General features: G+C 70.4%; 20 protein-coding genes and 1 pseudogene. 9 read left to right on the forward strand and 12 right to left on the reverse strand.

What is annotated here, in order from left to right; all coding sequences use genetic code 11:
- Window positions 1-49: 49 nt before the first annotated feature.
- The 6 genes and pseudogenes from ACN27F_RS24200 to ACN27F_RS24225 form a co-directional block, all read right to left on the reverse strand.
- A pseudogene (locus ACN27F_RS24200) lies at window positions 50-421 on the reverse strand (cupin domain-containing protein); the annotation flags it as partial.
- The gene (locus tag ACN27F_RS24205) at window positions 414-1,274 is read right to left on the reverse strand and encodes an SRPBCC family protein (protein ID WP_421437243.1); all 861 of its coding nucleotides are present in this window, start codon (window positions 1,272-1,274) and stop codon (window positions 414-416) included. The pseudogene ACN27F_RS24200 and the gene ACN27F_RS24205, both read right to left, overlap by 8 nt.
- Complete coding sequence (locus ACN27F_RS24210; RefSeq protein WP_421437245.1) at window positions 1,271-2,659, reverse strand: acetyl-CoA carboxylase biotin carboxylase subunit; 1,389 nt, start codon at window positions 2,657-2,659, stop codon at window positions 1,271-1,273. Before ACN27F_RS24210 ends, ACN27F_RS24205 begins: the two co-directional genes overlap by 4 nt.
- Before the next feature lie 13 nt (window positions 2,660-2,672).
- Window positions 2,673-3,191, reverse strand: coding sequence for an acetyl-CoA carboxylase biotin carboxyl carrier protein (locus ACN27F_RS24215; protein ID WP_421437246.1), 519 nt, complete (start codon window positions 3,189-3,191; stop codon window positions 2,673-2,675).
- A complete protein-coding gene (accA, locus tag ACN27F_RS24220) occupies window positions 3,188-4,987 on the reverse strand; it encodes an acetyl-CoA carboxylase carboxyl transferase subunit alpha (protein ID WP_421437248.1) in 1,800 nt (599 codons plus the stop codon). Before accA ends, ACN27F_RS24215 begins: the two co-directional genes overlap by 4 nt.
- Window positions 4,984-5,322: a TcmI family type II polyketide cyclase gene (locus ACN27F_RS24225; protein ID WP_421437250.1), complete on the reverse strand. Its 339-nt coding sequence runs from the start codon at window positions 5,320-5,322 to the stop codon at window positions 4,984-4,986. Before ACN27F_RS24225 ends, accA begins: the two co-directional genes overlap by 4 nt.
- A gap of 341 nt (window positions 5,323-5,663) precedes the next feature.
- Here ACN27F_RS24225 and ACN27F_RS24230 point away from each other — a divergent pair, with 341 nt between their 5' ends.
- Entirely contained in the window at window positions 5,664-6,452 is a 789-nt protein-coding gene (locus ACN27F_RS24230; RefSeq protein ID WP_421437252.1) for an AfsR/SARP family transcriptional regulator, read from the forward strand.
- 73 nt (window positions 6,453-6,525) lie between these two features.
- Here the strand turns inward: ACN27F_RS24230 and ACN27F_RS24235 are convergent, their stop codons facing one another.
- Entirely contained in the window at window positions 6,526-7,176 is a 651-nt protein-coding gene (locus tag ACN27F_RS24235; protein WP_421437253.1) for a hypothetical protein, read from the reverse strand.
- 75 nt (window positions 7,177-7,251) lie between these two features.
- A complete protein-coding gene (locus ACN27F_RS24240) occupies window positions 7,252-9,114 on the reverse strand; it encodes an ABC transporter ATP-binding protein (RefSeq protein WP_421437255.1) in 1,863 nt (620 codons plus the stop codon).
- Window positions 9,115-9,192: 78 nt separating this feature from the next.
- Here ACN27F_RS24240 and ACN27F_RS24245 point away from each other — a divergent pair, with 78 nt between their 5' ends.
- From ACN27F_RS24245 to ACN27F_RS24265, 5 genes are read left to right on the forward strand one after another with little or no spacing between them, the layout of a single operon-like run.
- Entirely contained in the window at window positions 9,193-9,768 is a 576-nt protein-coding gene (locus ACN27F_RS24245) for a TetR/AcrR family transcriptional regulator (protein ID WP_421437257.1), read from the forward strand.
- A 57-nt stretch (window positions 9,769-9,825) separates the two neighbouring features.
- Window positions 9,826-10,233, forward strand: a complete 408-nt coding sequence (locus ACN27F_RS24250; protein WP_421437258.1) for a TOBE domain-containing protein — start codon at window positions 9,826-9,828, stop codon at window positions 10,231-10,233.
- Window positions 10,233-11,042 (forward strand): molybdate ABC transporter substrate-binding protein, encoded by an 810-nt coding sequence (gene modA, locus ACN27F_RS24255; protein ID WP_421437260.1) that lies wholly within the window; start codon window positions 10,233-10,235, stop codon window positions 11,040-11,042. The genes ACN27F_RS24250 and modA overlap by 1 nt, the downstream gene beginning before the upstream one ends.
- Window positions 11,043-11,059: 17 nt before the next feature.
- Window positions 11,060-11,875, forward strand: a complete 816-nt coding sequence (locus tag ACN27F_RS24260) for an ABC transporter permease (protein WP_421440419.1) — start codon at window positions 11,060-11,062, stop codon at window positions 11,873-11,875.
- Window positions 11,872-13,017 (forward strand): ABC transporter ATP-binding protein, encoded by a 1,146-nt coding sequence (locus ACN27F_RS24265; RefSeq protein ID WP_421437262.1) that lies wholly within the window; start codon window positions 11,872-11,874, stop codon window positions 13,015-13,017. The genes ACN27F_RS24260 and ACN27F_RS24265 overlap by 4 nt, the downstream gene beginning before the upstream one ends.
- On the opposite strand, the gene ACN27F_RS24270 is transcribed toward ACN27F_RS24265, so the two are convergent.
- Window positions 13,002-14,099, reverse strand: coding sequence for a sugar ABC transporter substrate-binding protein (locus ACN27F_RS24270; protein WP_421437263.1), 1,098 nt, complete (start codon window positions 14,097-14,099; stop codon window positions 13,002-13,004). The two genes, ACN27F_RS24265 and ACN27F_RS24270, sit on opposite strands and share 16 nt — an antisense overlap.
- A 152-nt stretch (window positions 14,100-14,251) precedes the next feature.
- Between ACN27F_RS24270 and htpG the strand changes: the two genes are divergently transcribed.
- A complete protein-coding gene (gene htpG, locus ACN27F_RS24275) occupies window positions 14,252-16,165 on the forward strand; it encodes a molecular chaperone HtpG (protein ID WP_421437265.1) in 1,914 nt (637 codons plus the stop codon).
- Between the two features lie 94 nt (window positions 16,166-16,259).
- Here the strand turns inward: htpG and ACN27F_RS24280 are convergent, their stop codons facing one another.
- Window positions 16,260-17,132, reverse strand: a complete 873-nt coding sequence (locus ACN27F_RS24280) for an LLM class F420-dependent oxidoreductase (protein WP_421437267.1) — start codon at window positions 17,130-17,132, stop codon at window positions 16,260-16,262.
- A gap of 731 nt (window positions 17,133-17,863) precedes the next feature.
- Between ACN27F_RS24280 and ACN27F_RS24285 the strand changes: the two genes are divergently transcribed.
- A complete protein-coding gene (locus ACN27F_RS24285) occupies window positions 17,864-18,214 on the forward strand; it encodes a hypothetical protein (RefSeq protein ID WP_421437269.1) in 351 nt (116 codons plus the stop codon).
- Window positions 18,215-18,241: 27 nt separating this feature from the next.
- Here ACN27F_RS24285 and ACN27F_RS24290 read toward each other — a convergent pair whose 3' ends face one another.
- A complete protein-coding gene (locus ACN27F_RS24290; RefSeq protein WP_421437271.1) occupies window positions 18,242-18,880 on the reverse strand; it encodes a hypothetical protein in 639 nt (212 codons plus the stop codon).
- A gap of 95 nt (window positions 18,881-18,975) precedes the next feature.
- Window positions 18,976-20,208 (reverse strand): PucR family transcriptional regulator, encoded by a 1,233-nt coding sequence (locus ACN27F_RS24295; RefSeq protein WP_421437273.1) that lies wholly within the window; start codon window positions 20,206-20,208, stop codon window positions 18,976-18,978.
- Window positions 20,209-20,482: 274 nt separating this feature from the next.
- On the opposite strand from ACN27F_RS24295, the gene ACN27F_RS24300 reads away from it, so the two are divergent.
- The gene (locus tag ACN27F_RS24300) at window positions 20,483-21,403 is read left to right on the forward strand and encodes a dihydrodipicolinate synthase family protein (protein ID WP_421437274.1); all 921 of its coding nucleotides are present in this window, start codon (window positions 20,483-20,485) and stop codon (window positions 21,401-21,403) included.
- The last annotated feature ends 159 nt before the right edge of the window (window positions 21,404-21,562 follow it).

The following is a 21,562-nucleotide window of genomic DNA, read 5'->3' on the forward strand; positions in this document are numbered from 1 at the left end:
GCGTGCCTGGCCGGGGCGCGTCCGGCCCGGGGCCGAGCACGACCGGACCTTCGGTGTCGACGTGACCGAGTTCCGGGCGGGGGGCCAGCGGGCTGAGATGGAACACCACCTCAGCAGGTCCCTTGCCGACGTTGCGTAACCGGTGCCGGGTGTTCATCGGCACGAACAGCGCTTCCGCCCGGTGTACCGCGACCGGCAGGTCGTCCAGGTCGACGATGATCTCGCCACGGGCGACGTAGAGAAACTCCTCGCTGTACGGGTGGTAGTGCTCGGTGATCTTTTCTCCGGGCCGCAGCACCGCCATGCCCAGAAAACCCGAGGTGCTGCCGACGGTCCGGGGTCCGAGCAGCACCCGCAGCTCACCGCCGCGACGTCGGTCCGGGGCAAGGTCGCGGGCGGCGACCTGACGCGGGTCATTCATCGCTTGCTCCCTCCGTGGCACCGGGCCGGCGGGCCGGGGCCGTGGGGGCCGGCCGTTCGCCGCGCGCCACCGCCTCGATCCGTTCCTTGATGACGTCCAGCTGGATCCGACTGTTGGTGTTGATCCGTTCGGTCATTCCCGCGTCGTCGACGGGCGCGTTGGGCCGCATCGCGAAGTCCTGGATCCAGGTCATCCGGGTCCCCTGGGGTACTTCGCAGTAGTACCAGCGGATCCGCATGTACTCGAACGGTCCCGGCTCCACCCGGTGTGCGTGCACCTCGCACCGCTGCCGGTCGGCGGTCCGTTCGCTGATCCAGCTCCACACGATTCCGTTCTCGTCGGGGTGCATGGTCAGCCGGAATCGCACCGTGTCACCCCGGCGGTGCAGGACCGTCGCCGAGGCGTACTCGGTGAACAGGTCCGGCCACCGGGGCACGTCGTTGGTGATGTCCCAGACCAGGTCGAGTCCAGCGGCGATGGTCACATCGTTCTCGGTGTGACCGGGGGTGGACGTGCCGCCGCCGTCGGCCTGGGCCGGCCTTTCGGCCTGGGCCGGCCTTTCGGCCTGGGCCGGTTTCTCAAGTTGTCCCGGTCCATCGTCGGTGACCTGACCGGCGACGAGGTCGGCCACCTGGGCGATGGTCAGGTCTGCGGACTGCTCAGGAATTTGGACCCGGTACCGGTCGGCGACCACGGCCTGCAGTTCCAGCAGCGCGAGGGAATCCATGCCGAGTTCCGCCAGGGACGCCGCGGGCGCGGCGGCGGCACTGCCCGCGTCCAGACCGCAGTTGCGGACCAGGATGGCGGTGATGTCCGCTGCGGTGACCGGCTGGTGCTGGTCGGTGATGCTCATCCGCTCCTCCTCCTAGGTGTGCGGGACTGCTCCGGCCGTCCGTCGAGCAGCCGGTTGACCAGGGTGGTCGAGTAGCGTCCTTTGCGGAATGTCGCGTCGTCGAGGACCCGCCGCAGGAACGGGATCGTGGTGCGTAGGCCCGGTCCGGACACCACGAACTCGCCGAGTGCCCGCTCCATCCGGTTGAGCGCGAGCTCCCGCTCGGGCGCCCACACCACCACCTTGGCCAGCAGCGAGTCGTAGTGCGGACCGATCACGTATCCCGGATAGCCGTGGGTGTCGACCCGGGTGAACGGACCGCCGGGGGGTATGAACCGGGCCAGCGTCCCGGGTGCGGGTGTGAAGCCGAGGTGCGGATCCTCGGCGTTGACCCGGCATTCGACGGCCACCCCGCGTGGACGTATCTCGCTCTGGCGCAGCCGCAGTGGTGTTCCGCTGGCGATGTGGATCTGCTCATGTACCAGGTCGACGCCGGTGATCATCTCGGTCACCGGATGCTCCACCTGGATCCGACAGTTGATCTCGATGAAGTGGAACTGCTCGTGCTCGTCGACGAGGAATTCGAAGGTCCCGGCGCCCTGGTAACCGACGGCCAGCGCGGCGCGCACCGCGACCGAGGCCATCTCGTCCAGCATCGCGGCCGGCAGGGCAGGGGCCGGCCCTTCCTCGATGAGTTTCTGGTGCCGGCGCTGCACCGAGCAGTCCCGGGTACCCAGATGCACCCCGTTGCCGTACCCGTCACAGAGCACCTGGACCTCGACGTGGCGCGCGTGGACCAGGTAGCGCTCCAGATAGACCCGGTCGTCGCCGAACACGGCGCGGGCGCTCTGCCGGGTCCGGTGGTAGGCGGCGGCCAGCGCCCGTTGGTCGACGACGACGGTCATGCCACGCCCGCCGCCGCCGGCCGCCGCTTTGATGATCACCGGGTAGCCGATCTCGGCGGCGACCCGGGCGGCGTGTGCCGCGCTGGCCACCGGCTCCTGACTGCCCGGCGGCAGCGGCAGTCCAGTCGCGCCGAGTGCCGTGCGGGCCTTCGACTTGTCACCGAGCGCGAGCATCACTTCGGCCGGTGGGCCGATGAAGACCAACCCGTTCTCGGCGCAGATCTCCGCGAAATCGGCGTCTTCGGACAGGAAGCCGTAGCCGGGGTGAATCGCCTGAGCTCCGGTACGCCGGGCGGCCTCGATGAGCGCCGCCGCGTTCAGATAACTGAGCCGCCCCGGTGGCGGTCCGATCTGGACCGTCTCGTCGGCGAAACGGGCCACAGCGGAGTCGCGGTCCGCTGTGGAACACACCGCGACCGTCCGTACGCCGAGCTCCCGGCAGGCGCGAGCGATCCGCAACGCGATTTCGCCCCGGTTGGCGATCAGGACCTTCTCGAACATCCCACCTGCCCCCTCACGCCGGTCCGAGGGTGACCAGCGGCTGGTCGAACTCGACCGGTTCGCCGTCGCCGACGTGTACCTCGGTCACCACACCTCGCCGGTCGGCGGTGATCTCGTTCATCAGCTTCATCGCCTCGACGATCCCGACCACCTGGCCCGGTTCGATCAGGTCACCGACCGCGACGAACGGCTTGCCGCCCGGTTCCGCGGCCCGGTAGAACGTGCCGACGATCGGCGAGGCGACCTGATGCAGGCAGGGCGGTCGGGTCTGCCCGTCCACGGCGGCCGGCTCGACCGCCGGCGGTGGCCCGGCAGCCGCGGTCCGGTCGTGCCACTCGATTTCGATCACCGTGTCGCCGTGGCGGACCTGCACCCGGCGCAGTGGGCCGGAGAGTTCGCCGACGAGCGCCCGGGTCTGTTCGGCCAGCCGGCGCAGCTGCCCGGCGAGCTCCGGGTTGGCAGAGATACCACTGGCATCGGCCGGGACTCCGCCGGCGTCGGCCGGGGTTCCGTTGGCGGAAGTGGCGGTCATCGCGGCATCACCCGGATCGGTCGGGGTTCGGTGGTCGACGCGTCGGCGTCCGGCACGGCGGCGCCGGTCCCGGTCGCGGCGCCAGCCGGTACCCCTCCGGCGGCGTAGCGCCGGAAGCGGCGCGCCCGGCCGTGCAGCAGCTGCGGTACGGGCAGGGCGAGCAGCGCGGGCAGCACGGCCAGCAGCGCGGTGCGTACCCGCTCGGCGGCACCGACCGGGTCGCGCTGGGCACCACCGGGCGGTTCGGCGACGGTGCCGTCGACTACGCCGAGCCGGAGCAGGTCGGCTGCGGTGAGCCGCAGCGCCGCGGCGGCCCGGGGCGCGGCGGCCCGGTCGTGAAACAGGATGGCGGCGCAGCCCTCCGGACTGATCACCGAGTAGACGGCGTTCTGCAGCATCAGCACCCGGTCCGCGACGGCGAGCGCCAGCGCCCCGCCGCTGCCGCCTTCACCGGTGACGACCGCGATCATCGGGGTGGGCAGTCGGGCTGAGGTGCGTAGACAGGCGGCGATCGCAGCGGCCTGGCCCTGCTCTTCGGCGTCCACTCCCGGATGAGCACCCGGAGTGTCGATCAGCGTGATCACCGGCAGGCCGAGCCGGGCGGCAAGGCGCATCACTCGCATCGCCTTGCGATAGCCGGCCGGGCTGGCCATGCCGAAGTTGCGGGCCAGCATCTCCCGGGCGTCGTGCCCCTTCTGATGACCGACCACCGCGACCGGATGATCGGCCAGCCGGGCCAGCCCGGCGACAATGGCCGGGCAGTCCCCGCCGACCCGGTCGCCGTGCAGTTCGACGAACCCGTCGAACACGGTCTGCAGATAGTCCAACGTGGTCGGCCGGGCCGGGTCACGCGCGGTGCGGACGCAGCGCCAGGCATCGGACTGCTGCCCCCGGCGTGCGGTCGGCACGGTGGCCGGCGGTGCCTGTCCTACGGTCGGCACGATGGCCGGCGGTGCCTGTCCTACGGTTGACGCCGGTGGCACCGCCGGCCGGCCGGCGGCGGCCAGCGCCAGCAGCGTACGCAGCCGGGCACGCAGGTCCCGCCGTTGCACCACGAGGTCGACTTGGCCGTGCCGGAGCAGGAACTCGGCGGTCTGGAAGCCGGCCGGCAGCGCCTGGCGGATCGTCTCGCGGATGACTCTCGGGCCGGCGAATCCCATCCGGGCGCCCGATTCGGCGACGATCACGTCGGTGTTGGTGGCGAACGAGGCGGCCACTCCGCCGTACGTCGGGTCGGTGATCACGCTGACCGTGAGCAGTCCGGCTGCGCGCAGCTCGGCGATCGCGGTGCTGATCGTGGCCATCTGCATCAGCGCCAGCACGCCTTCCTGCATCCGGGCGCCGCCGGAGGAACTGACCAGGATCAGCGGTTCGCCGGCGGCGAGTGACTGCTCGGCGGCCCGGGTGATCCACTCGCCGGTGGCGGCCCCGAGGCTGCCACCGAGAAACCGGAAGTCCATCACCGCCAGCACGGCGCGATGTCCGCCGATGCGGGCGGTACCGCACACCACCGCCTCCGTCAGGCCGGTCGCCGCCCGTGCCCGCGCCAGCCGTTCGCGGTACGGCAGCGAATCGACGAACTCCAACGGGTCCACTTCGGCGACCTGGCCGGGCAGCGGCGAAAAGCTACCGGGGTCGGCGAGCTGGTCGATGCGCTCGGTCGCAGTCAGCCGGCGATGGTGCCCGCACTCCGGGCATACCTCCAGATTGCGCCGTAGCCGGCGCCGGTAGATCAGGCTCCGGCAGGCGGTGCAGCGTAGCCACAACTCCCGCTCGGGTGTGGCCGGCGGCTTCATCGCTGCCGCCGGTGCTCTTGGGCGTCCCAGTGGTAGAACCGGTGCGCCAGCGCGTCGCGAGGGGAGCGCCAGCTGGCCAGGTACGGTGAGATGTACCGGGCAAGCCGACCGCTGACCCGGTCGAACTCGGGGTGGCGGCGGGCGGCGGCGATCGCGTCCGGACCGATGTCGTCGGTCTCGATCAGATGCACGTACAGGTCGTGCAGTCGGTACAGCGACCGGTGACGCACGCCGGCCAGACCAGGTAGCTCGGTCTGGTCAGACTCGGCGAAGATCTCGGCGACCTGCTGTTCGGCGTCCGGGACCACCTTGGCGATGATCAACGATCGATCCATGGTCTGCCTCCCACCGGCGATGCGGGCCCGTCGCGGGTCACCATGCCGGGGCCGCCGTCACCGCCGCGTGCACCGGACGTCGTCGCCCGCCGGGTTTCGGTTGACGCCTAGATGACGGCGTGGCAGCACACTCCGTGATCGTCATTGGGTGTTGTGTGGCGGTGGTCAGACCGGTCTTTTCGGGTGAATAAGCAGCTCAGGGCGATTGTGATCGGTTACCGGCAAAGATCGGATACCCGACTGCGCGATTGACTGAGAGTAATCATGATTGATAATCTTCGTAACCAGCGACACGACGCGGAGACGGCAACCGGTAACTGACGCGTGCAGGGGGTGCGGCCGTGACGTCGCAGGCAGGCAACCCGGCAGGGACCGTCCGACTGCTGCTGCTCGGCGGATTCCGGCTGGTGCAACGGGACGACGCCATCGCGGTTCCGCGCGGACTGCAGCGCATCGTCGCGTTGATCGGACTGCGGCCGGGGGTCACCCGTACGCACCTGGCCGGCCTGCTGTGGCCGGACGCGGCCGAGGACCGGGCGCTGTCCTCGCTGCGTACCGGGCTGTGGCGGCTGCGACAGGAGCCGAACTGCCCGGTACGCACCGCTGGCGACACCGTCGGGCTCGATCCGCTGGTCCAGGTGGACGTCGACGATCTGGTCCGAACCGCGGCCCTGATCCGCGATGGCGGTGATCCACAATTGGCGACCGAAGTGCTCACCGCCGCCCGGCACGACCTGCTGCCCGGCTGGTACGACGACTGGGTACTGCTGGAACGGGAGCGGTTACGACAGCTTCGGCTGCACATGCTGGAGCAGATCGCCCGGTGCTTTCTGGACGCCGGGCACCACGACGAGGCGCTGCAGGCCGCACTGGAGGCGATGGGGGCCGAGCCGTTGCGGGAGACCCCGCACCGGCTGATCGTGCAGATCCATCTGGCCGAAGGCAACGTGTACGAGGCCCTGCACGCCTTCTACGCGTACCGGGATCTGGTCCTGCGGGAGCTGCAGCTGGAGCCGTCGGCGGCGATGTCCGCCCTGCTCAGCGATATCCTCGCGCCGATCCGCGGCGCGCCGGCCAGGCGTGCGCGGACAATCAACGACAGAACGGTGACACCGCGACCGGCGCGCTGACCAGAAGCCGCCGGATTCGGCAGGCCGCCAGGTCGGCGGAGGGGGACCGCGCTCGACCGCGCTCGACCGCGCGTCACCCGCTGGCGCGGACCTCGTCGGCTGCGCGACTGCTGATGGAAACCCGCACCAACGCGGCAGCCAGTCTCGGCAGGTCCTTGCCACTGACCAGGGCGGCCAGTTGGTCGGCTGCGGTGGGCAGGTCGAGCTTGCGCGCCCCGGCGGTCACCCGTTTGTCCAGGTACGGCCGTAGCCCTGGCCAGACAGCCTGTGCCTCGCGCAGGAAGATGTCCGCGCCGGTGGGGCCGACACCAGGGAAGTCGGTGAGCCGTCGGCGCAGCTCAGCCGGATCCTCGCCCGCCTCGGCGGGCAGCTGTCGCAGGTCGCCGCCCCAGCGCTGCTGACACAGCTCGGCTCCGTCGCCGAGCATGCTCGCGGTGCGCTCGTCGTATCGCCGGTAGTGGCCACGCCCCAGCGCGTCTACCCGGTCCTGCCAGCTCGCCGAGCGCATTGCCGCCGGTGTGCGGTAGCCGGCGACGAACAGCTCCCGGGCACCGGCGACGGCGATCTCCGCCGAGATCCGGGCACTCAGCAAGGTGGCCAGCACCAGCAGTTGGTACAGCGGGGCCGGCTTGTCGGCCAGCGTGATGCCGGCGTCCGCGCTGAACGTGCGGCCCTGCCGGTCGAGCAGGGTCGTGACCGTGCGTCGCTGCCGATCATCAGCCATCTGGGGCCTCCCTGCTGGCACCGGTACCCCGGCCGGGCCCGCCGAAACGGTCCGGCCGGTGCCGGGTCCAGCCGGTCAGCCTGCGGTGCTGGCCGCCAGCTCGCCGGAACGCCCGGGGGTGGCCTCGGCGATGTGCAGCGCCTTTACCAGGTCGCGGTAGAGCTCGTCGGTCGCCAGCAGGGTCCGGTGGTCGCCGCGCGCCCGTACCTGTCCGGCCTGCATGACCACGATCGTGTCGGCGTCGATGACGGTGGACAGCCGGTGCGCGATGGTGACGACCGCGCCGTGCGTGGCCTGGTCCCGGATGCAGTCGTGGATGGCCGCCTCGGTGAGGCCGTCGACCTGGGCGGTGGCCTCGTCGAGCAACAGGATGTCCGGACGGCGCAGGATCGCCCGGGCGAGAGCGATGCGCTGTCGTTGCCCGCCGGACATCGATGACGGGGTCAGCACGGTGTCCAGTCCGTGCGCCAAGCTGTCGATCTTGTCGGTGAGGCGGACCGCGTACAGGGCCCGGTCGATCTCCTCGTCGGTGGCGTCGGGGTGGGTGAAGAGCAGGTTCTCCCGTACTGTGCCGGGGATCACCGGCGTGTCCTGCTCCACGTAGGCCAGCCGTCGCCGTACCTGGTCGAAGCCGAGCGCCGAGTACGGGTGCCCGTCGAGGAACAGCTCACCCTCCTGCGGGTTCAGAAAACGCAGGACGAGTGAGAACAGCGTGGTCTTGCCGGCACCGGACGGGCCGACGATCGCCAGATGGCCGCGGCGAGGCACGGCGAGGTCGATGTCGCGGACCGCCACCGGTTGACCCGGGCCGTAGCCGGCGGTGATTCCGCGTAGCTCCAGCACCGGCCGACCGGCGGCGTCCGGCGTCGTGGTGCCGCTTGCCGCCGGCGGTTCACTCAGGGCCGGCGGGTCACTCACGGCCGCGGTGGCGCGGACCGGCGGATCGGTCTCCACCGCCAGAGTCTCGATCTGGCGGATCCGTCCGGCCGCGGCGATGCCGGACTGCAGGGCGGTCAGATTCTGACTGAGCGAGGTGACCGGCTCCATCAGGCCGAAGGCGTAGAGCAGGAAGGCGATGAGGCTGGACACCGCGAGCGCACCGCTGCTGACCCGCCAGGCACCGATGCCGAGAATCAGGATGATCGCGAACTGGATGCCGCTCCAGGCGATCGTCCACGCGAACGCCTGCCGGCGGATCGCCCGGATGCTCTGCCGGGTCGACTCCTGGGCTTCGCGGATGATCCGGCCGGACTGACGCCGTTCGGCCCGGCTGACCTTGACCGTACGGATCGCCCGCAGCGTCCCCTCCAGCGTCGCGCCGAGCCGGCCGACATGTTCCTGGGCCCGTTCCTGGGCCTTGGCGATACCGGGCATCAGCAAACTGAACAGTACGGCCATCACGACGACCGAGGCGACCGTGGTGGCCAGCAGCACCAGGTCGAGCACGGCCATCAGGGCGAGGGTGCCGACCAGCATGATCACGCCGTTGATCAGGCCGACGATGCTGGACGCGGCGGCCTGACGCAGCAGCACCGTGTCGGAGGTCACCCGGGTGATGTACTCGCCGGTCGGTCGGCCGCTGACCGCTGCAACGGTCGCTCGGAACAGCCGGTTGACCATCGACGCCCGGGCGTCGAAGATCACCCGCTCGCCGACGGTGCCGAGCAGGATCCACTGCCAGCACCAGATGATCACGCCGAACCCGAGCAGGCTCAGCAGGGCGACGGCCGGGCCGAGGAGGGAAGTGGACCCACTCAGCGTGTCGAGCACCCACTTGGTGACCATCGGGGTGGCCAGGCTGCCGGCCGAGCCCAGCAGGGCGAGGAAGAGTCCGAGTGCCAGCGCCGGACGGTGCGGCCGGACGAACGACCAGAGCAGCCGTAGCCTCGCCAGCCGTGGCTCCGCCGCTGGCGTCGTTCCGCTCACCGGGTCAGTCATACCTTGAAGTGGAACATTAGTGTTCCACAACGGTCAACCGTGATTCTTTTGTCGAGCAGTCTCGGGTACTTTCCCGGTATGACAGGGGCACCGGTCGGCGTGGCGCGGACGGCAACCCGGGCCCGGACCCGCAGGGCGATCCTCGATGCGGCCGTGACCGTGCTCTGCCGAGACCCGGCCGCCGCCCTCGGCGAGATCGCCGTCGAGGCCGGCGTCGGGCGGACCACTCTGCACCGTTACTTTCCCGAACGTACCGATTTGCTCGACGGCCTGAGTCGACACGTACTGGAACGGATCGCGACGGCGACCGAGCGTGCCCGGACGGACGAAGGGCTGGCTGTTGTCGCCCTCGCCCGGCTGTGCCAGGAGTATTTCGCCCTCGGGGACGCGCTCGCGCTGATTTTCAGCGACCCCCAGATCGCCTGCCGGCCCGAGTGGAGCGAACAGACGTCGGCGGACCGGACGCTGCTACGGCTGGTCGAGCGTGGGCACGCCGACGGCAGCATCGATTCCGAAGTCGATCCGCTGTGGGCCCAACAGTTGCTCTGGGCGTTGCTCTACGCGAGTTGGCAGCACGTCAACGACAACTCGGTAGCCCGCTACGACGCCCTGGGCCACTGCCTGCGTACCTTGCGTAAGGCGTTTGCGCCCTAGTATTTCCAAGGTTCAGGCGGGGTTTACTCTCGTATCTGCGAGCCTTAACCTGAGTCCATGGCGAGTCGCCGGGACGACACGTACCGCATCGGGGAAGCCGCCGAGCTGCTCGGCGCCAGCGTCGACACCGTGCGTCGCTGGGTCGACGGCGGCAAGCTCGCCGCCACCCGCGACGGCAACGGCCACCGGGCGATCGCCGGTGCGGACCTGGCCGCGTTCGCCCGAGGGCTCGCCGACGACCCGGACGAAGGTGCCGGGCGTTCGTCGGCCCGCAACCGGATGCGCGGCATCGTCACCGCCGTCGTCCGGGACACCGTGATGGCACAGGTCGACATCCAGGCCGGCCCCTTCCGGATCGTCTCGCTGATGAGCCGGGAAGCGGTCGACGAACTCGAGTTGCGGGTCGGCGCCACCGTCACGGCCGTCATCAAGTCCACCAACGTCGTGGTCGAACGGAGCGACTGATGCGCCGTGCCCCCGCCGTACCGCACCCGGTGCGGACCTCCGCTGTCGGGCTCGTCGCCGTCGGGCTTCTTGCCGGCTGTGGCTCCGGCGACCGGCCGGCACCCGGCGGTCCGGACGACTCGGCGTCGGGCGTCACCGCAACGCTGACCGTGCTCGCCGCCGCCTCGCTCACCGACACGTTCACCCAGATCGGTGCCGAGTTCGAAGCCGCGAATCCCGGCGTGACCGTGACCTTCAGTTTCGCCGGCAGCTCGCAACTCGCCCAGCAGATCACCGCCGGCGCCCCGGCCGACGTCTTCGCCGCCGCCAACCCGGCCACCATGGCGACCGTCGTAGCCGCCGGCGACGCCGCGGACGAACCCGTTGTCTTCGTCCGCAACCAGCTGGTCATCGCCGTGCCGGAGGGTAACCCGGCCAGGGTGACCGGGCTGGCCGACCTCACCGCGCCCGGCGTCAAGGTCGCGCTCTGCGCCGAAGCGGTGCCCTGCGGTGCCGCCGCCCGCACGGCCCTCGACGCCGCCGGCAACGATCTCGTCCCGGTCACCCTCGAACGCGACGTCCGCGCCGCGCTTGCCAAGGTACGCATCGGTGAGGTCGACGCCGCGCTGGTCTACCGCACCGACACCGCTGCCGCCGCCGACGAAGTCGACGCGGTCGAGTTCCCCGAGTCCGCCCAGGCGATCAACGACTACCCGATCGTCACGCTCGCGCAGGCGGCGAACCCGACCGTGGCCCGCGCCTTCGTCGCGTACGTCCGGTCGGCCGTCGGCCAGGCGGTGCTGGCCGAGGCCGGATTCCAGAGTCCGTGACCGAGCCACCCGGTCAGCTGCGGACCGAGGCTGCCGGCCGGCGTCGCCCCGGCGAGCGGCTGCCGGCCTTCCTCGCCCTGCCCGCACTGGCCGGGCTCGCCTTTCTCCTGCTGCCGCTGGCCGGCCTGCTGCTGCGTACGCCCTGGGCCGAGCTGCCGGACCGGCTCGCCGCGCCCGGCGTCCTCGCCGCACTGCGGCTGTCGCTGTTCAGCGCTACCGCGGCCACCGGGCTGTGCCTGCTGCTCGGCGTACCGCTGGCCTGGCTGCTGGCCCGGACCCGGTTCCCGGGCCGGGGCATGGTGCGGGCCCTGGTCACCGTGCCGCTGGTGCTGCCGCCGGTGGTCGGCGGCGTCGCACTGCTGCTCGTCTACGGCCGACGCGGCCTGATCGGGGCCTGGCTGGACAGCACGTTCGGCATCACCCTGCCGTTCACCACCGGCGCGGTGGTCGTCGCCGAGGCGTTCGTCGCCATGCCGTTTCTGATAATCGCGGTGGAAGGCGCGTTGCGGGCGGCCGATCCGCGCTACGAGGAGGCGGCCGCCACCCTCGGCGCCAGCCGGTGGACCACCTTCCGCCGGGTCACCTTGCCGATGGTCGGTCCCGGCGTCGCCGCCGGTGCGGTGCTGTGCTGGTCCCGGGCACTCGGCGAGTTCGGCGCCACCATCACTTTCGCCGGCAACTTTCCCGGCCGTACCCAGACCATGCCGTCGGCCGTCTACCTCGCCCTGGAGCAGGACCTCGAAGCGGCGATCGTGTTGAGCCTGCTGCTGCTCGTCGTCTCCGTCGCCATCCTCGCCGGGTTACGCGACCGGTGGGTGGGTGGACTACGGTGACCGGGCCCGAGGCCTGGGGTGCGGTGGCGCGGGCACTGGACGCGCGTCTCGTGGTGCGGCTCGGCGGATTCGCCCTCGATCTGGCGCTGGCTGTCCGGCCTGGCGAGGTGGTGGCATTGCTCGGTCCGAACGGCGCGGGTAAGACGACCGCGCTGCGGGCGCTGGCCGGGCTGCAACCGCTGCACGGTGGGTGGATACGGCTCGGCGGCGTGCTGCTCGACGACCCGGCCGGCCGGGTGCTGGTGCCGCCGCAGCGCCGTCCGGTCGGCGTGGTGTTCCAGGACTATCTGCTGTTCCCGCGGTTGACCGCGCTCGACAACGTCGCGTTCGGGCCGCGCAGCCGTGGGATGCCCCGCCGGCAGGCCCGCGACGAGGCGGCCGGTTGGCTGGAGCGGGTCGGCCTCGGCGGGTACGCCCGGCGTCGGCCCCGGGAACTGTCCGGCGGGCAGGCGCAGCGGGTCGCCCTGGCGCGGGCGCTCGCCGTACGCCCCGATCTGCTGCTGCTGGACGAACCGCTCGCCGCGCTCGACGCCCGCACCCGGCTGGAGACCCGCGCGCACCTACGCCAGCACCTTCTCGCGCACGTCGGCGTCGCCCTGCTCGTCACGCACGACCCGCTCGACGCGATGGTGCTTGCCGACCGGCTGGTGGTCATCGAGGACGGCGCGGTGGTGCAGTCCGGCGACGCGGCCACGGTCACCACCCGACCCCGCACCGACTACGTCGCCCGGCTGGTCGGGCTCAACCTCTACCGGGGACGGGCCGACGGCAACACCGTGACCCTGGCCGGCGGATTCACTCTCACGGCGGGGCGGTCGCAGCGGGGCGAGGTGTTCGTCGCCTTCCCACCGTCGGCGGTGGCGCTGGTGCGCGACCGGCCCGACGGCGGCCCGCGCAACACCTGGCCGGTGACGGTCGCCGAGATCGCGCCCAACGGCGACCGGCTGCGGGTCGAGCTGACCGGGCCGGTCCGCGCCGCAGCCGACGTGACCGCCGCCGGCGCGGCCCATCTCGGGCTGCATCCGGGCCAGCGACTGTGGGCGGTCCTGACGGCGTCGGAGACCGCGGCGTATCCGGCTGGCGAGTCCGGACGAGACACCGGGTCCGGTCAGCCCGCCGGGTCCGGTCAGCCCGCCGGATAGAGTTCGGTCGGGATCAGGACCGGGCCAGGCGACGGGGCGCCGCCACGCATCCGCAACAGGATGTCGACTCCGGTCTGCGCGATCCGGTTCGCGTCCTGCACGATCGTCGCCCGCAGCTGGGTGTTGTCGGCGTTGATCAGGGCCCGGACCTCGGCGATCCCGTCGACCCCGATGACGGCCAGCTCGGTAAGGTCGTCACCAGCCGCGATCCGTGCCTGCACGGCGTCGAGGACGCCGAGAGCCATCTCGTCGTTGGTACAGAAGACCGCGTGTACGGCGGCGCCGTGCCGTCGGCGTGTCCGCAGATAAGAGGTGGCCGACTCGTACGCCCGGTCCCGGGTGAACTGCCCCGACTCGATGACGTCGATAGTGACCGCAGGGATCAGGCGCCAGAGCACCTCGGTGAAACGTTCATGCCGCCCGTGCTGCGCGTCCCCGGTCATCACCAGGACATGCGGATCGACGACCGCCTGTCGGCGCAGGTCGCGGGCCACCCACTCGGCAGCCTGCTCGCCGATCTTCCTGGCATCGCAGCCGACAAAGGCGGATCGAGCGGGATAGTCGCGCCGGTCGGCGAAGGGGAGGACGTCCAGAAAGACGATCGGGTATTCGGTCGACGTACAGAACTCCACCAGCTCCGGCAGTACGTGTTGCGGCTGGGCGGCGATGATGAAGCCGCCGACCGTGTGCGATCTCGTCTTCCGGAGCGAATCCAGCTTCCGCAGCTGATTGCGTCCGCTGTAGTCGTACGGCACGTATTTGAGTACCAGATCGATGTTGTTGCTGCCGAGCGTGTCAGCCAGCTGTCGTACGAGGTCCGCGATCCACCGGGACCAGGTGGGTACGGAGATCACCACGAACGCCTGCGGGGGGTGCCGGTTGAGTCGCCGACCGAGGAGGAAGAAGGCCGCTGCGGTGCCCGGCAGTGCGGCGGCGACCAGCCATCGCGGAACCGGCCAGGTGAGCAGGCCGGGCGCGATCATCGAGAGCAGCTTCGTAGCGGCAGCCACGATGGCCGCCGCTGCCAGCGAGACGGTCAGATCATGCGCGATCGCCCTACGGCGGCGGCGGATGCCGTCCATCTCGACTCCTGATCGCTGGCGGTGCCTGTCAGGCTAGCTTCCGTGGGCACCCGGGCGCCTTCGGTGAGACCGCGTCGTGGGCGCTGCGGCATCGGACGCCTGGATGGCCGTACGATTCGTTGGCAAGGTTCGTCTCCAGGGAGGGAGCCCAGTTGAGTACCGGGGTTGAGACGCGTGAGTTCCAGGCCGAGGCGCGTCAGCTCCTGCAGTTGATGGTCCACTCGATCTACTCGAACAAGGACATCTTTCTGCGGGAGTTGATCTCGAATGCCTCCGACGCGCTGGACAAACTGCGCTTGCAGGCGCTGATCGACAAAGAACTCGACGCCGACATCTCGGACCTGCATCTCGAGATCGAGGTCGACCGCGAGCAGCGGACCCTGTCGGTACGGGACAACGGCGTCGGCATGTCCCGCGACGAGGTGGTCAGCCTGATCGGCACGATCGCCAAGTCCGGTACCGCCGAGCTGCTGCGCCAGCTCAAGGAGTCCAAGGAAACCGAGTCCCAGGAACTCATCGGGCAGTTCGGGGTCGGCTTCTACGCCACGTTCATGGTCGCCGACCGGGTCACCCTGCTGACCCGGCGGGCCGGTGAGACCGAGGCGACCCGGTGGGAGTCCTCCGGCGAGGGCACCTACACGATCGAAACCATCGATGACGCCCCGCAGGGCACTACCGTCACCCTGCACCTGAAGCCGGAAGACAAGGAGGATCAGCTCTTCGACTACACCGAGGAGTGGAAGATCCGGGAAATCGTCAAGCGGTACTCGGACTTCATCGCCTGGCCAATCCGGATGCAGACCGAGCGCCCGGGGGAGGGCGACGGGGAGACCATCCTCGAGGTCGTCACTCTCAACTCGATGAAGGCGCTGTGGGCGCGGCCCCGCTCCGAGGTCACCGACGACGAGTACAAAGAGTTCTACAAGCACGTCAGCCACGACTGGAACGACCCGCTCGACATCATCCACATGAAGGCCGAAGGCACCTTCGAGTACGAGGCATTGCTGTTCGTCCCGGCTCAGGCCCCGTACGACCTGTTCATGCGCGATGCCAAGCGCGGTGTCCAGCTGTACGTCAAGCGCGTGTTCATCATGGACGACTGTGAAGCGCTGATGCCGGAGTATCTCCGCTTCATCAAGGGCGTCGTCGACGCGCAGGACCTGTCACTGAACATCAGCCGGGAGATCCTGCAGCAGGACCGGCAGATTCAGCTGATGCGCCGACGGCTCGTCAAGAAGGTGCTGTCCTCGCTCAAAGAGCTGCTGGACACCGACGCGGAGCGCTACCGTACCTTCTGGACCCAGCTCGGTCGGGCGGTCAAGGAAGGACTGCTCAACGACTTCGAGAACCAGCGCGCCATTCTGGACATCTCATCGTTCGCCTCCACTCAGGACGCAGAGCAGCTGACCACCCTCGCCGGGTACATCGAGCGGATGAAGGACGGTCAGGAGGACATCTACTACATGACCGGTGAGTCGCGGTCGATGATCGAGAATTCGCCGCACATGGAGGCGTTCAAGGCCAAAGGGTACGAAGTGCTGCTGCTCACCGATCCGGTCGACGAGATGTGGGTCGAGTCGGTCACCGACTACGACGGCAAGAAACTGCGTTCGATCGCCAAGGGCCAGGTCGACCTGGACGGCGACGACGATGCCGCAGAGTCCGACCCCGAGCGGGAGCAGCAGCAGGAGTCCTACGCCCCGCTGCTGGCCTGGCTGGGCAAGACGCTCGACGAGCAGGTCAAGAACGTACGTCTGTCCACCCGGCTGACCACGTCGCCGGCCTGCCTGGTCGGCGACGCCGGGGACATGACGCCGGCGCTGGAGCGGATGTACCGGGCGATGGGTCAGGACGGGCCGAAGATCAAGCGGATTCTGGAGCTCAACCCGACCCATCCGCTGGTCACCGGGCTGCGCGAGGCGTACACGGCGCGTGCCGAGGATCCGGCACTGGCCGAGACCGCCGAACTGCTCTACGGCACCGCGCTGCTCGCCGAGGGCGGCGAGCTGGACGATCCGGCCCGGTTCGCGAAGTTGCTCGCCGACCGGCTGGCCCGCACCGTCTGACGGTCGACGCACCGTCTGACGGTCGACGGTTCAGGGCTGCCCGAGACCCGCAGTCTCGGGCAGCCCTGAACACCCGCGCGCCCTCCGGCGGCGGTCAGAGATCGCGCAGCCGGGGTACGACCCGTTCGCCGACCTGCTCCACCCAGCTCGCCGAGTCGGGCACGGTCGGGGTGACCCAGACCTGCCCCACGCCGAGCTTGGCGTACTGCTCCATGGCCGCCAGGAAGGCATCGGGGTCGTCGAGCGGATCGTTCAGCGTGAGGATCGTCCTGCGGATTTCGGACGGGTCCCGTCCCTCGGTCTCGCAGTGCCGGGCGAGCACCTCCAGCTTGCGTTCGACCTCCCCGAATTCGAACGCGAACAGGTTGCAGGCGTCCGCGTACCGGGCAACCAGCCGCAGGGTCTTCTTCTCGCCGCTGCCGCCGATCAGGATCGGCGGTCCTGGCTGCTGGATCGGCGCGGGCACGCAGACCGTCTCCGCGAGTTGGTAGTGCCGGCCGGTGTAAGGCCCGTTGTCGGGGCCCCACATCTGCCGGCAGATCTGCACGGTCTCCTCGAGCCGCTCGAAGCGGTCCGCGACCGGTGGGAAGGGCACGCCGAGCCCGTTGTGCTCGCGTTCGTACCAGGCCGCGCCGACGCCGAGCATCGCCCGGCCGCCGGACAGGACGTCGAGGGTGGCCACGATCTTGGCCAGCAGCCCGGGGTGCCGATAGGTCACCCCGGTGACGAGCAGGCCGAGGGTCATTTGTCGGGTCTGGCCGGCTAGGTAGCCCAGCGTGGTGTAGCCCTCCAGCATCGGGTCGGTGGCGGCGGTGTCCGGCATCTCCATCTGGAACCAGTGGTCCATCAGCGTGAGCGTGCTGAACCCGGCCTGCTCGGCGGCGCCCGCCGCAGCGGTGAGCGCGGCCGGCAGCGCGGCCGGGCCGTCGGGCAGGTTGAACCGGGTGACGTGCAGCGCGATCTCCATGCCGTCAGCATATTGCGCCACTGCGGCAGGCGTGGGGCGTGAATGCCACGCTGTCATCGGCGGTCCCGGCGGAAAGGATAGCGGCGCGTCGGCTTGACGGATACTTCACGGCAGGTCGCCGCGCCGAGATCGGAAGGTGATCGTGGCCCGGGTCGGGATTCACCATGCCGCCGCCGTGCTCGGCTGCCGGCTTACCCGTTGCCTGCTGCCGCTCAGCCCGTTGTGTCCGGCTGGACGGCGGCTGACCGTCGGTGGATGAGCCGGCGTAATCACGCACGGTCACGAATGTGATGTCACCTCCTGCCCATTTCGGGCACTGCGTCGTGCTGCCTCCGTCCAGCCATCGTCATGTCCGCGGCGAGTGGAGCCAGACTGACGTCATCCCTGGCTTTTGAGGTGTGCCAGAGTCCACTCGCGATGGAGATTCCGTGTTACCCGGGCCGGCTCCAGCCCCCTGGTCACCGTGAGTGACCCGACTGGGGTCATGTGGTGCGTACGACGCACCGCGGTCGCCGCGCCGACCGACGGCAAATGGCTCGTCAGCGGCCTGGGTAGCCCGACGGCGCAGTCGGGCGGGGCGAGCGGCAGCGGCCGTACGCTTTCGTTTGGACCGCCGACGGGCGGCGGTGGGAGCTGCTGGTGGGACGGCGGCCAGTGGCATTGGCACGATTCCGGCACCCCGCCCGACTCGGCGGTCACCGGCACGGTCGGCGTCGTCGCAGGCGATGACCATGCCCTGGGTGTTCGCCGCCGGCCGCTACGAGGTGCATGCGCTGTCGATGACCGATGACGGCGAGTGGCTGTGGGCGAACCACGGCGGCCCCGGGCTGGGCCTGGAGCTGCCGTCGTCGGCCGGCGGGGTCGACATCCGCGACCACCCCTCGGGTCTGTCCCGTCCCTACCTGTTCACCTGCGACTACTTCAATGTCGGCCCGGTCTGGTCGAACTGGTGGGGCGGCGGGCGGTGGAACTGGACGCAGCAACCGGGCACCAAAGCGTTCAATGCCGTACCGCGCGGCGACCGGGCTGGCAAGGTCGAGGCATGGCGGAACTACTCACCGACGACCGGCACCATCTGCTGATCGCGTACGTCGTCTGCGCGCCGGCCGTCACCGCGCCAGCCGGGGCTCCCAGATCGTCAGGCCCGTGGTCAGATGCCGGTAGTTCGAGCCGACGATCACGATCCGGACTATCGCGTGCCGCGCGGTGGCGCCGCAGAGGATGTCGTCGACCTCCACGTCCTCGACGAGATCGCGCTCCCCAGCCGCAGCGGCACGGGCGTCCGTGTTGAGCAACAGCGCGCAGGCGTCATGGTTCGGCGTACCGTGTCCGCGCCAGCGGGCGATCACCCCCGCCGGCGCGCGTACCTGCCAGATCCCGGCCCCGAAGGGTCGGCCCGGGGCCCGCTGCCGGGCCTGCACGTACGCGGCGACGAAGTCGGGTACCGGGTCGCCGGCCGACTCCGCCGGGCCGGTGACGACCACGTCCCGAGGCGGCTGGTTCAGCCGGTCGTCGACGACGACCGGGACACCGTGCTGCAACAGGTAGGAACCTCGCCACTGGATCCGTGCTGGTCCGGGTGCGAAACGGGGTCGCAGGTCGTCGCCGAGACCGGGCAGGCGACCGGAGCCGGACGGGCGGTCACCGCCAGCGGCGAACAGCGCCACGGCCGCGGTGACGAAGACGGCCAGCGGTATCCAGATGCTGCGGGCGGCGGGCCGCGGGTGCACCTCGTCCCGCGAGTTCACCCAGGTAACGATAACGACGTCCGGCGACCCGCACCACGTACGGCTTGGGGTAGGGCCTGTGCCCACGGCTTGGGCGTGCCGTGACGCCGGGCGGCTCAGCCGGCCGACCGGCCGGGCCCGGCGAGCCGGCTCAGCTTCAATGCCAGATGCAGGCAGAGCCGTTCGTTGCCGTCCTTGAGGTCGGTTTCGGCCAGTTGCTCCACCCGTTGCAGCCGGTAGTACAGCGTGGTCCGGTGCAGCCGCAGCTGCTCGGCGGTGGCGTGCGCGTTGCCGGCCAGATCCAGGTAGATCTCCAGGGTTTCCAGCAGCACCTGGTGGGCGTCGTCGCGCAGCATCCGCTCCAGCCCCGGATGTACGCCGGCGATGTCGAGATACTGCCCGTCCATCCGCGACAGCACCCGGTAGATGCCCAGGTTGGCCCAACTGACCACCGGCCCGAGCGCCGGTAGTTGCACCCCGACCCGCGCCGACTGGAGCGCCTCGGCGTAGGAACCGACCGCGTCGGCGAGCCGGGGACGTGGTTGGCCGACCCCGACGACGGCCCGCAGCACCGAGGCGAGTCCAGCGGTGGCGTTGTGCAGCGCGTCACGCAGATGCGTCGCGGCCGATTCCGGGGAGTCCCGACCACTCAACCGCGCGTCGCGCAACAGCAGCACTCCGTGATCATGTCGAACCAGGTGCAACGCCTCCCGGCTGCCGACCCGGCGGCGGGTGACTACCAGGGCCTGCTCCAGCGCGATCCGGGCCACCTCGTCGAGGATCTGCCCGTTCGCCGGGACCAGCTGGGCGACCAGCGCGGTGCTCTGGCCGTCGCTGCCCACCACTCCGTCGGACAGCAACGAGCGAACCGTCTGGTCCCGGGTCTGTGCCGAATCCGACAGCAGGGTCCGGGTGGCCTCCGCCTCCCGTTGTGAGGCGAGTTCGCCGAGCAGGTTGGCCCGGTACAGCGCCAGCGCCAGATCGGCGGTCGCGGCGACGGCGACGGCGATCTCGGCGTCGGCCATCGTGGCGTCCGCGTCGATGAACCAGACGAAACCGAGCAGCAGGTCCTGGTGCCGAATCGGGACGCAGACCCGGGGCAGCAGATCCAGCTCGGCACAGGCCGGCGTCCGTACCGGCTCGCGGGCCTTCATGATGCCCACCTCGCGGAACCAGGCGATGACCTCGGGGGTGGTGTGCCGGCGCAGGATCGAGGTACGCCGGACGTCGTCCATCACCCCGGTGTGCTCGCTGTAGACCACCACTCGCTGCCGGCGGTCCTCGATCAGGGCCGGCCGGCCGACCCGGGCCGCGACCGTGTCGACAATGCGTTGCAGCTCATCGTGCATGCGCGTTCCCCCGGGTCGTCCCCGAAGCCCTCGGGTGACTGGCCCGACCGGCGTCGACTGTGCGGACTCGTAGGATCTTTCGCCTACCTTCCGGCGCGTCGACCTGGTGCGCAAGTGTCCAGTGACGGCTCTCGACAAAAGTCCGGTGTCGGCCGCCGGGCTTTCGGGCACCTGTCCGAAGACTCGGCACCCCGCAAGGGCCTACCGTTTCCCGGTTGCCGCCACGTCCCGACGTCCCGCCGCGCCCCGACAAACGCCCGTCGAAGGAGGCCGGTTGCCCCGCCTGACAAGGCCCCGCACGCCCTGGCAAGGTGTCCTGGCGGCGATCCCGACGCCGTTTCGCCGGGACCTGTCGGTCGACTTCGACCGGTTGCAGGAGCAGGTCCGCTGGCTCGGCGACGAGGGCTGCCACGGGATCGCCCCCGGTTGTGGTCTGGGCGAGTACCAGGCGCTGTCCGACGGGGAACGCGTCGACGTGGTACGGGCCGCCGTCGAGGCTGCACCGGCTGGCTGCCTTGTGCTGCCGGGCGTCGGCGGGTACGGCAGCCGGCAGGCCCGGCACTGGACCGAGCAGGCCCAGGCCGCTGGCGCGGTTGCCGTGCTGGCACCGCCGCCGGCCGGCCACCGCACCAGCACCGTCGCGGTGGTCGCGCACTACCGTGAGGTGGCCGCGGTCGGGCTGCCGGTGATCGTCGAGAACGACCCGACGCAGTGCCGGGGCGACCTGACGCCGGAGGTGCTGGCGACCGTCGCCGAGACCGACGGCATCGTCGGGGTGGTCGAGTCCACCGCCGACGTACGTCGGCTGCACCGCATCCGCGACCTGTGCCCGCACCTGGACGTGCTGACCGGCGCCGGGGACGTGCTGTTGGAGCTGATGGTCTGCGGGGCGGACGGTTGGCTGGCCGGCCTACCCAACACACTGCCGGCAATGTCGGTGCGGCTGTTCCAGTCCTGTGCCGATGGTGACCTGGCGACGGCGTTGCCGCTCTACACCGGCCTGCACCCGATGCTGAGCTGGGATGGCCGCGACGAAGCCGTTCAGGCGGTCAAGCTCGGCATGGACATCGTCGGCCGGTACGGCGGCCCGTGCCGGCCACCGCGCGGACCGTTGCCGTCGGGCACCGAGGCGCTGTTGCGGCGCGATATCGCCCGGGCCCTGGCTACCGGCGCCGACCGGCCGACCGACCGCTAGCCGGTCCGATTGGCTGACCGGCTGACCGGCTGTCAGCCGGTCCGGCCGGAGCAGCCCCGGTCCTGCAGGTGTCGGAACACGTCGATCGACCTGCCGACATCTGCACGGTGACCGGCTGATGACCGGACTCATAGATTCACATTTCCGGCTGGCCGGCCA

The organism is Solwaraspora sp. WMMB335 (assembly GCF_049179075.1).
Classification (GTDB): Bacteria; Actinomycetota; Actinomycetes; order Mycobacteriales; family Micromonosporaceae; genus Micromonospora_E.